Source organism: Shewanella sp. SR43-8, from assembly GCF_014163775.1.
In the GTDB taxonomy this organism is placed as follows: Bacteria; Pseudomonadota; Gammaproteobacteria; order Enterobacterales; family Shewanellaceae; genus Shewanella; species Shewanella vesiculosa.
Genome location: NZ_JACJDX010000009.1, coordinates 63,149 through 78,680, shown reverse-complemented (window position 1 = coordinate 78,680; position 15,532 = coordinate 63,149). Strand labels below are relative to the sequence as shown.

13 protein-coding genes are annotated in these 15,532 nt (G+C 41.8%); 9 read left to right on the top strand and 4 right to left on the bottom strand.

Annotated elements, in window-relative coordinates; all coding sequences use genetic code 11:
• The first annotated feature begins 3 nt into the window (after positions 1-3).
• The 3 genes from tdh to glpG all read left to right on the top strand — a co-directional run bounded on the left by tdh (position 4) and on the right by glpG (position 2,298).
• A complete protein-coding gene (tdh, locus tag H5114_RS13045) occupies positions 4-1,029 on the top strand; it encodes an L-threonine 3-dehydrogenase (protein WP_182723161.1) in 1,026 nt (341 codons plus the stop codon).
• A gap of 112 nt (positions 1,030-1,141) precedes the next feature.
• The gene (gene glpE, locus H5114_RS13040) at positions 1,142-1,450 is read left to right on the top strand and encodes a thiosulfate sulfurtransferase GlpE (protein ID WP_124016686.1); all 309 of its coding nucleotides are present in this window, start codon (positions 1,142-1,144) and stop codon (positions 1,448-1,450) included.
• Positions 1,447-2,298 carry a rhomboid family intramembrane serine protease GlpG gene (glpG, locus tag H5114_RS13035; RefSeq protein ID WP_182698220.1) on the top strand — a complete coding sequence of 284 codons (852 nt, stop codon included), beginning with the start codon at positions 1,447-1,449 and terminating at the stop codon, positions 2,296-2,298. Before glpE ends, glpG begins: the two co-directional genes overlap by 4 nt.
• An 87-nt stretch (positions 2,299-2,385) precedes the next feature.
• Here the strand turns inward: glpG and elbB are convergent, their stop codons facing one another.
• On the bottom strand, positions 2,386-3,039 hold the full coding sequence (elbB, locus tag H5114_RS13030; RefSeq protein ID WP_182723160.1) for an isoprenoid biosynthesis glyoxalase ElbB: 654 nt from the start codon (positions 3,037-3,039) through the stop codon (positions 2,386-2,388).
• Between the two features lie 530 nt (positions 3,040-3,569).
• Between elbB and polA the strand changes: the two genes are divergently transcribed.
• A complete protein-coding gene (gene polA, locus H5114_RS13025) occupies positions 3,570-6,329 on the top strand; it encodes a DNA polymerase I (protein WP_182723159.1) in 2,760 nt (919 codons plus the stop codon).
• Positions 6,330-7,013: 684 nt separating this feature from the next.
• Here polA and yihA read toward each other — a convergent pair.
• Positions 7,014-7,676 carry a ribosome biogenesis GTP-binding protein YihA/YsxC gene (gene yihA, locus H5114_RS13020; RefSeq protein WP_124016682.1) on the bottom strand — a complete coding sequence of 221 codons (663 nt, stop codon included), beginning with the start codon at positions 7,674-7,676 and terminating at the stop codon, positions 7,014-7,016.
• Positions 7,677-7,939: 263 nt separating this feature from the next.
• Between yihA and H5114_RS13015 the strand changes: the two genes are divergently transcribed.
• The 5 genes from H5114_RS13015 to H5114_RS12995 all read left to right on the top strand — a co-directional run bounded on the left by H5114_RS13015 (position 7,940) and on the right by H5114_RS12995 (position 12,124).
• Positions 7,940-8,563, top strand: coding sequence for a cytochrome c (locus tag H5114_RS13015; RefSeq protein ID WP_182698217.1), 624 nt, complete (start codon positions 7,940-7,942; stop codon positions 8,561-8,563).
• A gap of 837 nt (positions 8,564-9,400) precedes the next feature.
• Entirely contained in the window at positions 9,401-10,063 is a 663-nt protein-coding gene (locus H5114_RS13010) for a methyltransferase domain-containing protein (protein WP_182698216.1), read from the top strand.
• 55 nt (positions 10,064-10,118) lie between these two features.
• The gene (gene yihI, locus H5114_RS13005) at positions 10,119-10,667 is read left to right on the top strand and encodes a Der GTPase-activating protein YihI (protein WP_124016679.1); all 549 of its coding nucleotides are present in this window, start codon (positions 10,119-10,121) and stop codon (positions 10,665-10,667) included.
• A gap of 95 nt (positions 10,668-10,762) precedes the next feature.
• Entirely contained in the window at positions 10,763-11,230 is a 468-nt protein-coding gene (locus H5114_RS13000) for a DUF2489 domain-containing protein (RefSeq protein WP_124016678.1), read from the top strand.
• A 339-nt stretch (positions 11,231-11,569) separates the two neighbouring features.
• On the top strand, positions 11,570-12,124 hold the full coding sequence (locus H5114_RS12995) for a 1-acyl-sn-glycerol-3-phosphate acyltransferase (RefSeq protein WP_124016677.1): 555 nt from the start codon (positions 11,570-11,572) through the stop codon (positions 12,122-12,124).
• Between the two features lie 269 nt (positions 12,125-12,393).
• Here the strand turns inward: H5114_RS12995 and H5114_RS12990 are convergent, their stop codons facing one another.
• Together H5114_RS12990 and hutH are read right to left on the bottom strand one after the other, a co-directional pair.
• Positions 12,394-13,638, bottom strand: coding sequence for a mechanosensitive ion channel domain-containing protein (locus H5114_RS12990; protein ID WP_220487642.1), 1,245 nt, complete (start codon positions 13,636-13,638; stop codon positions 12,394-12,396).
• Positions 13,639-13,991: 353 nt separating this feature from the next.
• Positions 13,992-15,530, bottom strand: coding sequence for a histidine ammonia-lyase (gene hutH, locus H5114_RS12985; RefSeq protein ID WP_124016675.1), 1,539 nt, complete (start codon positions 15,528-15,530; stop codon positions 13,992-13,994).
• Between the last annotated feature and the right edge of the window lie 2 nt (positions 15,531-15,532).

Here is a 15,532-nt window from a genome sequence, read left to right as displayed (position 1 = left end):
AACATGAAAGCATTAAGTAAGTTAAAGCCTGAAGAAGGCATCTGGATGGTCGATGCACCAAAACCAGAAATGGGTCACAACGACCTACTGATTAAAATTCGTAAAACGGCTATTTGTGGCACTGACGTCCATATCTACAACTGGGATGAATGGTCACAAAAAACCATTCCTGTACCTATGATTGCTGGCCATGAATATGTCGGTGAAGTTGTCAGTATGGGTCAGGAAGTTCGCGGTTTCAGTATTGGCGATCGCGTATCGGGTGAAGGTCATATTACTTGTGGCCATTGCCGTAACTGTCGTGCAGGCCGTACTCACTTATGCCGTAACACTTCAGGTGTTGGCGTGAACCGTGACGGCGCATTTGCCGAATACTTAGTGCTACCTGCATTTAACGCTTTCAAGATCCCGGCTGATATTCCAGATAATTTAGCGGCTATATTCGATCCTTTCGGTAACGCTGTACATACCGCATTATCATTTGATTTAGTCGGTGAGGACGTATTAATTACCGGCGCTGGTCCTATTGGTATTATGGCTGCTGCTGTGTGTAAACATGTCGGAGCACGTCATGTCGTGATCACTGATGTAAACGAATACCGACTTGATCTTGCTCGTAAAATGGGTGCAACCCGCGCAGTGAATGTCGCCACAGAAAGTCTTAAAGATGTGATGAAAGAGCTTGGCATGACTGAAGGCTTTGACGTCGGTTTAGAAATGTCAGGTGTGCCATCGGCATTCCATGCCATGTTAGACACGATGAACCATGGTGGTAAAATTGCCATGCTAGGTATTCCTGGTGGCGAAATGGCTATTGATTGGAGCAAAATCATTTTTAAAGGTTTGATCATCAAAGGCATTTATGGCCGTGAAATGTTCGAAACTTGGTATAAAATGGCCAGTTTAATCCAATCTGGCTTAGATTTATCTCCGATCATTACTCATCACTTTAATATTGATGATTTCCAGAAAGGCTTTGATGCAATGCGCTCAGGTCAGTCTGGCAAGGTTATCCTGAGCTGGGATTAATTATTATTAACATCTAGCATATCCACACTAACAAGGGGTTGTATTTATACAACCCCTTGTTGCAGACTGATACTAAGTCAAACGCTATGCGTACATTTTTATAGGTAATAACATGTCTGGTTTTAAACATCTGTCGATTAATGAGCTTATCCATATGTCCTCCGAATCTAACGACATACAAGTTGTTGATATTCGTGATGCTGCTAGTTTTACCGCTGCTCACATTGAAGGTTCAACTAATCTAACCAATGAAAATCTAGCAACCTTTATTGCCGATGCTGATATGGACAAACCTTTGGTCGTAGTGTGCTATCACGGCATGAGTAGCCAAAGTGCGGCCAACTACTTAAATGAGCAAGGTTTTGATGATGTTTACAGCCTAGATGGCGGCTTCAGCGCTTGGAGCTTAGCTCACTCATGATAGAAATTGGCCAACTTCCTAATGCACGTGCAGCACAAGCATTTATTGACTACCTTAAAGGGTTAAATATTCAATGCCATGCTGTTTCTCATGCTGAGGGTGTTGGCCTAGCGATCACCAATCCTGCTGATGAAGTTCAAGCCCGCGCCGAGTTACTTGAGTTTGCTAAAAACCCTCACGACAGCAAGTATTTGCAGGCATCTTGGGATAACGGCGCTACCGATACTAAATTTGACTACGGCCCGGGAGCTAAAGGCCTAATTCAACAGTTTATGACAGGTGCAGGCCCACTCACATTAGTATGTTTTTTTGCATGTGTGGCTGTTTTTGCTGCTATGAACCTTGGTTTTGCTAATGATATTTTTACTAAATTATCTTTTTTCGGCGCCGTAGCTGATAGTGATTTAAGCCAAATATGGCGAGTCTTCACCCCTAGCCTAATGCACTTTTCTGCTATGCATATTATCTTTAATTTACTTTGGTGGTGGTATTTAGGCGGTAAAATTGAGACCAATTTAGGTACTCGACCATTATTATTTTTATTAATCGTCGCGGGTACGTTACCCAATATTGTGCAGTTTTACATGACAGGGCCTAATTTTGGCGGGCTGTCTGGCGTCGTTTATGCTGTGGTGGGTTACACTTGGTTAATGGGGATCCGTAAACCCACTTGTGGTATTAATTTACCGCAATCTTATATGGGGTTTATGATGGTTTGGCTCGTTCTTGGCTTTACGGATGTGCTGGGAATGCCTATTGCAAATGGTGCCCATATTGCAGGGCTTTGTGTTGGTTTGGCTCAAGCATTATTTGATAGCAAAAAATCACCAGCCGCGAAAACGAACTAACACTCTTGCAGGATGAATAAAAAATGCCACCAAGGGTGGCTTTTTTATTCATCCGCTCACATGTAAGATATATGTCACGCCTAATCGTTAAGCCATTTCAAGCACTTTTGTAACCAGTTTCTCAATACCTATGTGCGCCTCTAAAATCGAGGTTGCTAACATATAGGCTGGCGTACTGACGATTTTATTGGCCTCATCAACCACAATATCTTCCACTTGTGCATCTTTATGCTTACCACCCATTTCATTAAATGCATGCGCGGTATCAGAATCAGTTCCAATAGTACCGACAGCTCCTTTGCCATAAATATTGGGGATCATCACAGGTGAAACACACACAAAACCCACCGGTTTATGAGCTAAAGCGAATTCACGAATAAAGTTCTCTACAATAGGCTGAATATGGCAATGACTGCCCGTGGTCGCAAAGTTTGATAAATTTTTAGCCGCACCAAAGCCACCAGGGATCACCAAAGCATCAAATTGACTGACCTCTAAGGCATTAGCATTAAGCACTTCACCACGGGCAATTCGCGCCGACTCAACCAAAACATTACGGCTTTCGTCGTTATTGACCTCACCGGTTAAATGATTCACTACGTGCATTTGAGTAATATCTGGCGCAAAACATTGATATGTCGCCCCAGCTTGGGTTATCGCCAGAAGCGTTAATACCGCTTCGTGAATTTCAGTTCCATCAAATACCCCACAGCCACTCAGTAAAACAGCAACCTTTTTCATGACACTCTCCTTCATCTTTTAAGTGACAATACAAAAAATACAACAAAAAACTAACAAAACGGTTGATCTGATTAAAAATCGTGCTAACTTAGAGCGTCGAATTTAGTAGATGCGCTTTTTTTAGTCACAAAACATCACTAAATTTGCGAGAGACTTAACTGACATCAATAAAAAAGTCCACAAAATAGTAATATTTATTAAAATTAATATTTAGCTCACAAAAATAAAAATAAATTAAAAAAATCAACTAGTTACCGATTTCGTTTCAAGCCGTAAGAAAATCTATCCAACAAGGTTGACTATTCCACTCACAGACTTATCCACAGGCTGGGAGCTTTTTCCGTGGCTGATTTTCTACTTTCTGAGATATTTGCACCGATAAAGTCCCACTAAATGCACGACTTGTCATACGTCAAGATTATTTAGCGTCATTTTGGATAAATAACTGACAATCTCACAAGCATCTTGAGGTGCTGTGGGTATAATGTCATCCTATTAGTCTCGCAAAATAATGAACACGAATATTAATTATGCCAACGATTCCCAATAACCCGCTCATCCTAGTTGATGGCTCATCTTATCTTTATCGCGCTTATTATTCGCCGCCTCATTTAACCAATTCAAAAGGTGAAGCGACTGGTGCGGTTTATGGCGTCGTTAATATGCTTCGCAGTTTATTAAGCCGCTATAGTCCGAGTCATATTGCAGTGGTTTTCGATGCCAAAGGCAAAACCTTCCGCAACGATATGTACGGCGAATATAAAGCCCAGCGTCCACCTATGCCTGATGATCTGCGTACTCAAATCGAACCATTGCACAAAATCATCCACGCGATGGGCTTACCACTGATCAGCATTTCTGGTGTCGAAGCCGACGATGTTATCGGTACCATCGCCCTGCAAGCGAGTAAAGAAGGCCGAGCAACCTTAATCAGTACCGGCGATAAAGACATGGCGCAACTCGTCAATGAGCATGTCACGTTAATCAATACTATGACAGACACCATTATGGGACCGGAAGAGGTCAAGGCTAAATACGGTGTCCATCCAGATAGAATCATCGACTTTTTAGCACTCATGGGTGACAAGTCAGATAACATTCCAGGTTTACCTGGCGTCGGCGAGAAAACCGCGCTGGCGATGCTGCTTGGTGTGGGAAGTGTAGAGAAGATTTTAGCGGATCCACAAAGCGTCATTGAAGTGGGCTTTCGAGGCTCAAAAACCATGCCGACTAAAATTATCGACAATGCCGATATGCTAAGACTGTCTTACGAGTTGGCCACCATCAAAACTGATGTCAAACTTGAACAAGACTGGCATGAACTCACAGTTAAGCCACAAGATCGAGATGAACTGATTAAATGCTTTGGTGAAATGGAGTTCAAGCGTTGGTTAGCAGAAGTATTAGATAACAAGCAACCTCGCGGCACTGTTAGCGACAAAGATAGCGATGACGACATCACGGTATCACCGACCATTGAAGCAGAATATGAAACGATTCTGACGATGGAAGCACTCGACAAATGGATCGAACAGCTCAATAGCGCTGAACTGATTGCAATTGATACTGAAACAACTAGCCTCAATTACATGGAAGCTGAACTTGTGGGTTTATCATTTGCCACTGAAGCAGGTAAAGCAGCTTATTTACCATTAGCACATGATTACCTTGATGCACCGCAACAAATTGATAAAACCAGCGCACTTGAAAAACTGCGTCCTATTCTTGAAAGCGATACACCGCAGAAAGTAGGCCAAAATCTCAAATATGACATGAGTATTTTAGCCAATGTTGGTATTACCCTAAAAGGTGTCCGCTTTGACACCATGCTCGAATCCTATGTATTTAACTCAATAGCATCACGTCATGACATGGATGGATTAGCGCTTAAATATCTTGGCCATAAAAATATCAGTTTTGAAGAAGTCGCAGGCAAAGGCGCAAAGCAACTGACTTTTAATCAAGTTGATTTAGATATTGCTGGACCATATGCCGCTGAAGATGCCGATATTACCCTGCGTTTACATCAACACTTATGGCCAAGACTGGAAAAAGAACCCAAACTGGCCAGTGTGTTTGATGAGTTAGAGCTGCCGTTAATTCAAGTACTGTCAGACGTTGAACGCCAAGGTGTCCTTATCGACTCAATGTTACTGAGCCAACAAAGTGGTGAGTTAGCCAAAAAACTGGATGATTTAGAAAACAAAGCCTACGAAATAGCCGAAGAGAAGTTTAACTTAGCCTCACCAAAGCAACTACAGACACTATTTTTTGAAAAACTAGGTTACCCAATAAAGAAAAAGACTCCTAAGGGTGCACCATCAACTGCTGAAGACGTATTAGTCGAGCTAGCACTTGATTATCCTTTACCTAAAGTTATTCTCGAGCATCGCAGCCTAGCAAAACTAAAAAGTACTTATACCGATAAACTGCCGCTAATGGTTAATGCCATAACAGGCAGGGTTCACACTAGCTATCATCAAGCGAATGCCGCAACAGGCCGCTTGTCATCAAGTGAGCCAAACTTACAAAATATTCCTATCCGTACCGAAGAAGGCCGCCGTATTCGCCAAGCCTTTATCGCTCCTGCGGGTCGAAAAATTTTAGCGGCCGATTATTCACAAATCGAACTGCGTATCATGGCTCATTTATCTCAAGATGAAGGCTTACTGACCGCTTTTGCTGAAGGTAAAGATATTCATAAAGCCACTGCAGCCGAAGTATTTGGGGTGCATTTTGAAGAAGTCACGACCGAGCAACGTCGCCGCGCCAAAGCGGTTAACTTTGGTTTAATTTATGGCATGTCTGCATTTGGTTTAGCTAAGCAATTAGATATTCCACGCAACGAAGCACAAACCTACATAGACACGTATTTTGCTCGCTATCCTGGTGTGCTTAAGTATATGGAAGAAACCCGCGCCATTGCTGCTGAATTGGGTTATGTTTCGACCTTATTTGGCCGTCGTTTATATTTACCTGAAATCAACGATCGCAATGCCATGCGCCGCCAAGCCGCTGAGCGAGCAGCGATTAATGCTCCCATGCAAGGGACTGCAGCAGACATAATCAAAAAAGCCATGATTGCTATCCACCAGTGGATTAACCAATATACTCAAGGTGAAATTACCCTGATCATGCAAGTACACGATGAATTAGTGTTTGAAGTGGATGAAACTCAAGCAGAAACACTCAAAACCAAAGTGTGCGATTTAATGGCACAAGCAGCATCATTAGATGTGACCTTGTTAGCAGAGGCAGGTATTGGCGACAATTGGGATGAAGCCCACTAAATCGTAGTTTGATAGGTTTGCATTGCATAAGATAAATAACCTAAGTTGCTAAAGCATAAAATGCCGTATTCATTGGAATACGGCATTTTTATTGGCCAAACGTTTCAACGGCTACGCTTTTCAACATCTGTAGACCTTGAGCGCATAACCTACACCCCAAATCGACCTAATAAATACAACATTTTTGTCGACACAGTTAACAAAGCTGCATTAATTTGTTGCCAAACTCACAGTTATTGTGTCTTTATATGAAAAACAGTTTTTCATTTTAAGGCGGATACGGTATTATATTCGTTGTAGGGTACAGAGGTTAAGATGTTCAATCTTTCAAACCTTTATTTCACTAGCAGTAGTGACTAGCCAAATTCGGCGCCCCAGCAACTCAGGTTGCTGGGGCTTTTTTTTGATTTTTTTTCACCGCAAAAATATTTAGAGTAAATACTTTAATGTTGGTTAAAAAAAGGTTATTGTATGGTTATTGAGAGTCATCAAATTGAGTTGATGGCACTTGAGTCTTGTTGAATTTAGCTTCTCCCCAAAAGAGCTAATTTTTTTGTACCGATGACCGTTTGGTTATCGGTTTTTTTTTGCTTGAAAATCACCATTCTCATATCAAACACATAAAAAAACCGACTTGGTTGTCGGCTTTTCGTGCTGTTGGTAATCAATTACATCATGCTATCGTTACTCAGACTCTGAAGCTTGCTCGGCCTTCTGTTCCGCTAACCATTGGGGATGACACCAATCATTTAGAATACTGAGCACTTTAGGTTTACCCGTGCCTTTTAGCGATGACAGCGTCTCCACTTGTACTTTATCACCAAAATCTTTTAGGGCAGCACGGACATCATTAACTGTTTTCATTTTGACACTTTGGGTCAATTTATCCGATTTGGTTAACAATGCTAACACCGGAATATTACTGATCACGGCCCACTCAATCATTTGCATATCAAGATCTTTCAATGGATGACGAATATCCATCAACACCACCACGCCGCTTAAACAAGCTCGTTTTTGCAAATACTCGCCAAGCGCCTCTTGCCATTTATTTTTTAACGCTAAAGGAACTTGGGCAAAACCATAACCCGGTAAATCGACTAAACGACGATCATCATCTAACTGAAACACGTTAATCAGTTGGGTACGACCAGGGGTTTTACTGGTTCGAGCTAAACTTTTTTGTTCAGTAAGTGCGTTTAACGCACTGGATTTACCGGCATTAGAGCGTCCAGCAAACGCAATCTCAACCCCGATATCCCCAGGAAGATACTGATCTAAATGCGCAATATCAGGCGCACTGATTAAAAACTTAGCCCTACGGAAATCGATACGAGATTCTGTCACTCTTAACTCCAATTAAATTACTTCTAGTAAACGCGTTACCATAAATTTTTAACAATTGCTTACTTTTGCACATTTTCGTGTAAAATATTAGGCAGATCACATTATATACCCAAGCAAAGCTGATATGTGTGATGTAGTCAAAAATGATCTCACTCTTAACGAGCATCGTAAACTACACCAAAGCGCTTGGAAAAACATTTTACCACGCTTGCGGGTCTTCCTAGTAAGCTCAGGACAATAAATTAACTAGAAGTTGGAACGCCATGAAAAAGTTAGCTCTTGCGCTGTCTGTAGTAGCCGCTATGTCATCATCAGTTATGGCTGAAGGTAATGCTGAAGTAGGCAAAACTAAAGCAATCGTATGTTCTGCCTGTCACGGTGCTGACGGCAATAGTATGATTGATATGTATCCTAAATTAGCAGGTCAACATCCTGCATACCTTGAAAAACAATTGACTGAATTTCGTTTAGCTGCGAAAACCGGCGGTGCTGAGGGTCGTATGAACCCAATTATGATCGGTTTTGCTATGGGACTCAGTGATGAAGACATTGCAGACCTTTCAGCATACTTCTCTAGCCAAGTACAAGCGGCCTCAAATGTTGCCGATGTACCTGCTGCTGGTGAAAAACTGTATAAAGGCGGTGATACCGCTCGTGGAATTACCGCATGTGTTGCTTGTCATGGGCCGGAAGGTAAAGGCGCCTCTGCTGCAGGTTTCCCTATGGTTGGCGGTCAACATGCCAACTATATCAAAATTCAGCTAACACAATTCCGTGATGGACTTCGTCACAACGATTTAAATGGCATGATGCAAGATGTAGCGAAAAAATTATCTGATGCTGATATCGAAGCATTATCTAAATATATTTCAAGTATTAAGCATTAATACCACTGAATATTCACTAATAAAGAATGGGCTTTTGAGCCCATTTTTTACCGCCTAAAGTTTACGTTTACGTCAACTTCACTGATTTTTACTTGACAGTGTTCGTTGTTTTAGCGTTAAATACACCCCGTACCGAGGTAAACCCAGCTGTTTGTAATATAAATCTAATAACATCAAGCAGGTTTCGGACTGATACATTTAAGATATAAGAATAAAGCTAATTTATAATAATAATAATTTAAGACCGCTCACTAATAATAACTACATGAGTCGATATTTCATCTTGAAATACTGGTCGTAAAATTTGTAAGGAACAGACCGATTGGTCGACATGCTGTTTAGCACTGCCTTACACAACAGAGTGACTGATAACCCAGAGTATTATTTGAAGATTCAAATAATAGCTGACAAAGCTTATAGCTGAGGATGCACACTGGAAGCTTTATCGCTCGAAGGTACAAAGCAACAAGGATGGTTAACTAATGTCATTGAAGACAATTAGGATAATGATGTGTCATTGAAGACCATCTACGGAAGCTGTAGTCAGGACGGCAACAGAATATAAAAAAGCGTCATTGATGACCAATAACAACTAAAAACGGCATGGAAAGCAGAATAAATAAAGATCTGACCGGGACAGTCACATAGCAAGTACGGATACTTGGAATCAGAATAAAGTGCGTTAAGCACTGTTTTACGAGGTGGCAGTTTATACTGCCACCTTTTTTTATGCCTAAAAAGCATTAATATCGACTTGATTTCAAATACTTACTTTTAATTAACCGCATTCGCTATATAATCGTTTATCCAGTCAATACTTAGGTGCTGCTGTATTTGATGAATGTATGTCCGCTTTGTAATCATTTTGCTGAATTTTTTGTTCAAGACAAAAAAAGAGCGTTCTACAGCTGCGAACAATGTGGTTTAGTCTTTGCTAACCCAAAATCTCATCTGATGCCCGATCTTGAGAAGCAGCGCTATGGTCGATCGCAAAAGTCATCGAAACAGAAGCCATTATCGCAATTTATTCTGCCACTGTTAGATCAAATATCTCAGCAACAAACCGGTACATTAACAGGCCTCAATTTCGGCCGCTTACTTGACGAGCACAGTAGACAATCTATAGCTGATGCCGGCCATATTGTTAATGAGTACGATCCTTTTTTTGCTGCTGATCAGTCAGTGCTGCAACAGCGTTATGATTTTGTGTGCTGTTATCGAGTCTTTGAACACTTTCGTCATCCTCACCGAGAATGGCTCTTACTCAATCAATTGATTAAACCGGGTGGCTGGTTAGCAATAAGCACTCCCTTACTGACTGATAAAGACCATTTTGCCAAATGGCATTACAAAAACAATCCAACTCATGTAAGCTTTTATCAGCACTCTACATTTGAATATTTAGCATTGAATAGTGATTTTGAGCTATTATTTGCATTGAAAGATCTGGTTTTGATGCAAAAATCATCAAAATCTGATATAAAGCGCATCCTTATTTAGTGTCTTGTAGAAATTGATCTGCAAGGACGTGTTTAGAAAACCTAACGAGAACATCATGGCTCGCAGTAAAAAAACTCGCAAAGGCGGCGAAAACGGCGCTAAGTTTGCCCCAAGAGTAAAAAAAGTCGATCGCAATGCGGTCGATGGTAAAAAGTCAGAAACCGGCCGTAAATCAGGTAGCCGTCATAATGAAACGTTGCTTAAACAAGCCGCGGATAATGCAACGGTTAAAAATAAAGATGCACGCCATGGCAGTAAAAAGCCGGTCGCATTAATATTACCAACATCAATTACCAAGCCTTTAGTGGTTAAGCCTAAACAGCCTAAGCTAACTGACGAGCAAAAGTTATTGAAACTCGAAGACGATCCAAGATTAAATCAGTTACTCGACCAACTAGAAGAAGGTCGTGATTTATCTGACGCAGACCAAAAGTGGTTGGACGCTCAATTAGACAGAATTGAGCAACTGATGTTAAGTTTAGGTCTTACTGATGGTGATGATACGCCAATGGAAAGCCCTAAAAAGCAACTGAGCGATGATGACCTATTGAATCGTTTTGAATCAGGTGCGGATCTGCTTAAAGATTATCAGCAGAAAGACTAGTCTGCTCGATGAAAGTAATACCAAGCTATTTCTTGGTTTGATATCAGAAAACTGGCGCATATGGCGCCAGTTTTGTATTCAGAAAAGGATAAATTGTGTCTACAACCGCCATCGTTATTGCTTTACTCATCATTATTGCCCTTGCAACCTACGCAACATACTTACTGATAACGCTTAAGCGTCGCACCCAAGCTAATCAACTCGCACAGTCAGAACGTAAGGCTAAAGCTGAGGAGCGCAGACAGCAGATACTGACCGATATCCGCTATATTGCTGCTGCAATGTTAGAAGATCGCTGTGAGTTGTCTGAAGGCGTTATGCGCATTGGCAAATTATTTGATGCCTTATCCATGTCGGAACAAGTTGTCGCCGACTTCCCTAAGCTGTTTAGCCATTATGAGCTGATTAGAAACCACCCTATTATGGAAGCTCGCACTGCTTTACCAAAGCAACAGCGGATGAAATTAGATTTGGAACGGATGAAGTCAGAAGCAGAATTAGAACAAGCCATCCTAGACGAGGCAAAACGCATTGCAGAATTTAGCAAACCAAGCACTCACTAACACATCCTGCTAAAGAATGAGTTGATGCTACACGCTTAGCATGCAGGTGTGCTCTGCTAAGCGATATTTCACTAGGGCGAATAAGCACACTCTTGAGGCACAAATTTGCCTGATGAGCATTTCAGCCCATGCCTAACATAGTCTCATGCCAGCGATTATTTTAAGTCAGATTCAAGCATCAAATGACCATGATGATCGACTATGCTGATATGAGATCAGATACACTGACACGTCGCAATAGCTAGAAAACATGTTTGACTCCGATTCTCGGCACAGGCTTTGATGAGTCAATACCATAAAACAAAAAGCTTAATAAAGCTCAATGATTGGAATGACGCCATGTTCAGCTCACTTTGCTCTGGATTACTCACAATACTTGGTTGGAAAATAGATGGCCAACTGGATAAAACCAGGCCGTGCGTCATCATTGTTGGCCCACATACGAGTAACTGGGATTTCATTATCGGTATTATCGCTCGCAGTGCGTTAGGCACTAAAATCCACTTTTTGGGCAAGCATCAGCTGTTTATTCCACCTTGGGGATGGATGTTTCGCGCCATGGGCGGCAGTCCAGTCAATAGAAGCAAATACAATAATTTAGTTGATGGCGTCGTACTGTTATTCCAACAAGATCCGCTTTATAAACTAGCCTTAGCACCTGAAGGAACCCGCAGCCCTGTAACACGTTGGAAAAGTGGTTTTTATCATATAGCAGCCAAAGCCAATGTTGATATTGTGCCAATAGGATTAGATTTTGGCCGAAAGGCCATTGTGATTGCCAAGCCCTTAAAGCCGAGCGGAGAGATTGAAGCGGAAATAAACCAGTTAATGGATTTCTATCGTTCAATCAAGGGTGTGCATCCAAAAGTAATCCCTGACTATCAACAAAAATAGCGGCGATATGCTACTGCTTAGCCAATGTAGAAATAACCTTTAACTCACAGTCCTTGTTTATACGCTGAGTCACTTAACCCTTAATAAGCACAAGCCTATGACTATGCTCAGACCTGTCGACACACTATGGCTGTGGTGACTTATTGCCCGAACTTGCCTATTGAGATTATTTAACCAACTGGCTTGCACGGGCACAGCCCATAAGGGTATTGATATAAAGAGTCGTCTCGGTGATTTAACGACTCAGAGATCCATTATCTGACCGCTTATCAATCTTGTTCGGTGTGTTGCTTTATGCTGCGAATATCGGTTCCTGTCGGATTTTGAAACGCACGTAAACCAAACTCGGGTAACACGGCAAAAATGTGGTCAAAAATATCGGCCTGAATGGCTTCGTAATAGGTCCATCGAATGTCATTGGTAAAAATATACAACTCGATGGGTAATCCTTCAGTCGTTGGCGCAAGCTGCCTAACCATCAATGTCATGTCTTTATGTATTTTTTCATGACGGCGCAAATATTCTTGTAAGTATGCTCTGAATGTTCCGATATTGGTTAGATGACGACCGTTAACCTTCATTTCAATATCACTTACGTTAGCATTAGCGACACTGATTTCAGTAAATATTTGTGGTAAGTATTCTTTTAAATAATTCACCTTACCTAGGCGTAGACGTTCTTCATCAGTTAAAAATTGAATACTATTTACATCGATATTGATTGAACGCTTAATCCGTCGACCACCAGACTCAGACATGCCGCGCCAGTTTTTAAAAGCATCAGATACTAATGCATAGGCTGGGATCATGGTAATGGTATTGTCCCAGTTGCGGACTTTGACTGTGGTTAATGTGACGTCTTCAACTGCGCCGTCTGCAGCATACTTATCCATTTGAATCCAATCGCCTTTACTCACCATGCGATTAGCCGCTAACTGAATTCCGGCAACAAAACCCAAAATAGTGTCGCGAAACACTAGCATTACCAAACCAGTTGCCACACCTAAGCCACTAAAAAAATAAATAGGCGACTGGTCGGCTAAAATGGCAAATGCGACAATTAACCCAATAAAAAACAGGAATAATTTGGTCAGCTGAACAAAGCTTTTTACTGGTAAACGGCGATTCACATGATTAACATCAGCAATTTCATCGATGGCATTTAAGCCGCTATATATTGCGCGAATAATAAAGAACACCAACAAAGCGCTAAGAGAACGGTCGATAATGGCACTGATTAACGGGTGCTCAGTCACTAAAATAGGCATTAATAAATCGAGGATTAAAATCGGTACCAAAATAGCAAGGCGCTCAAATACAAAAAAGCGCATAAAAATATCGTCCCAAGTCACCGAGGAGCGACGGATCACGGCATTCACACCATGAACCACAAATCTGTGGGTAATGTAGTAACTGATACCTGCCACTAGCAAACAAGCAAGAACTAATATTGATGTGGCAACACCATCCGATGGTTGGCTATTAATGCCTAAGCGGGTTAACCAAGCCGCCATTTCAACTCGTACATCTATATTCACAAAAAAATCCTTAGCAAGACGTTCTCTTTACTCAATAAAGAGACTTAAATTAAATCGCGTAAAAAATGATAAAGCATTCACAGGCTTATCAATATGACATTATGCATTGTGTTGATGCAGAACGTTAACGAAACCTCGACAAGATCAGTAGCACGCTCAATATAAATGTAAGTCACTGCTATGTTAACAGTGATAAATAGTGTCAGTATACCTATGAAAGATTAAACAAAAATTAGCTTAGCCTTGCACAAGAAAGGCAATAAAAAAGGACCTTTCGGCCCTTTATCGGATTATTGATCAATATCTTATGCTAATGATCAGTGGCATCACTAAAAGCTCGGTAACATACCCTGTGGCAGCAGCCTGTTAAAGCTTGCACTCGATAACAAATCGACCGAGTTCTCGATATCAGGTGAAAAATAACGGTCTTTATCATAAAACGTGACGATGTTACGCAGTTCGGCTTTGGCCATTGCCACTGCTGTACTTGGTTGCAAAGGCGTTCTAAAGTCGAGCCCTTGTGCAGCAGCTAACAATTCAATGGCTAATACACCACGGGTATTTTCGCTCATGTAGCGTAAGCGCCGTGCAGCAAAGGTGGCCATCGACACATGATCTTCTTGGTTAGCCGATGTGGGTAAGCTGTCTACCGAGGCTGGGTGAGCATAGGTTTTGTTCTCAGACGCTAACGCTGCCGCAGTCACCTGAGCAATCATAAAACCAGAATTCACCCCGCCGTTATCCACTAAAAATGGCGGCAACTTAGATAAGCTAGAATCAATTAGTAAAGCCATTCTTCGCTCGGAAATTGAACCCATTTCAGCAATCGCAATTGCAAGATTATCTGCCGCCATTGCTACAGGTTCCGCATGAAAATTACCGCCAGAAATAATATCGCCAGTGTCTTGGAACACCAGTGGATTATCGGTAACACCGTTAGCTTCAGCCCCAAGCACTTCTGCAGCTTGACGTATTTGGGTTAAACAGGCACCTAACACTTGCGGCTGACAACGCAGTGAATAGGGATCTTGTACTTTTTCGCAATTGGTATGGCTTAAGCTAATTTCTGACTCATTGCTTAACAGATGACGGAAAATAGCGGCCGAATCAATTTGGCCTTTTTGACCACGCGCAGCATGAATGCGTATATCAAATGGGCTACGACTGCCCATAGCCGCTTCAACACTCATAGCACCAATCACTGAACTGGCAGCAAACAAGTCTTCGGCATTAAATAACCCTTCAAGCGCTAGCGCTGTCGATGCTTGAGTACCATTGAGAAGCGCTAAACCTTCTTTAGCGGCTAATTCTATGGGGTGTAATCCTGCGATGTCTAAGCCTTCTTTAGCGCTAATGATCTGGCCTTGATAACTCATTTCGCCTTCGCCTAATAACGGCAAACACATGTGTGCAAGTGGCGCTAAATCACCTGATGCACCAACTGAGCCCTTTTCAGGCACACATGGATACACACCGGCATTGATTAGCTGGATTAAAAACTCGATCACTTCTAAACGAATGCCCGAAAAGCCGCGACTTAATGAGTTAATTTTCAATACCATCATTAGGCGCACAGTGGCATCTTGCATGTATTTGCCAATACCTGCGGCATGAGATAGCACAATAGAGCGTTGCAGTAATTGCAGGTCTTCAGGAGCAATTTTAGTATTGGCTAATAAACCAAAGCCTGTATTGATGCCGTAAACAGTTCGGCCTTCGCGGAGCACCTGCTGAACGATTTCAGCACTTTGCTTAATGTCTTCAATCGCTGCAGTTGCAAGAGTCAGCTTGACATCATTGCGGCTGATCGCACGGGTTTGTGCCAGGGTTAACGTACCTGGAATAAGTTCAAATGAATAAGTCGACATGG

Bases quoted from the DNA above. Each gene is read 5' to 3' on its own strand.
- tdh (WP_182723161.1), top strand. From the start codon at position 4: ATGAAAGCATTAAGTAAGTTAAAGCCTGAAGAAGGCATCTGGATGGTC.
- glpE (WP_124016686.1), top strand. From the start codon at position 1,142: ATGTCTGGTTTTAAACATCTGTCGATTAATGAGCTTATCCATATGTCC.
- glpG (WP_182698220.1), top strand. From the start codon at position 1,447: ATGATAGAAATTGGCCAACTTCCTAATGCACGTGCAGCACAAGCATTT.
- elbB (WP_182723160.1), bottom strand. From the start codon at position 3,039: ATGAAAAAGGTTGCTGTTTTACTGAGTGGCTGTGGGGTATTTGATGGA.
- polA (WP_182723159.1), top strand. From the start codon at position 3,570: ATGCCAACGATTCCCAATAACCCGCTCATCCTAGTTGATGGCTCATCT.
- H5114_RS13015 (WP_182698217.1), top strand. From the start codon at position 7,940: ATGAAAAAGTTAGCTCTTGCGCTGTCTGTAGTAGCCGCTATGTCATCA.
- H5114_RS13010 (WP_182698216.1), top strand. From the start codon at position 9,401: ATGAATGTATGTCCGCTTTGTAATCATTTTGCTGAATTTTTTGTTCAA.
- yihI (WP_124016679.1), top strand. From the start codon at position 10,119: ATGGCTCGCAGTAAAAAAACTCGCAAAGGCGGCGAAAACGGCGCTAAG.
- H5114_RS12995 (WP_124016677.1), top strand. From the start codon at position 11,570: ATGTTCAGCTCACTTTGCTCTGGATTACTCACAATACTTGGTTGGAAA.
- H5114_RS12990 (WP_220487642.1), bottom strand. From the start codon at position 13,638: ATGGCGGCTTGGTTAACCCGCTTAGGCATTAATAGCCAACCATCGGAT.
- hutH (WP_124016675.1), bottom strand. From the start codon at position 15,530: ATGTCGACTTATTCATTTGAACTTATTCCAGGTACGTTAACCCTGGCA.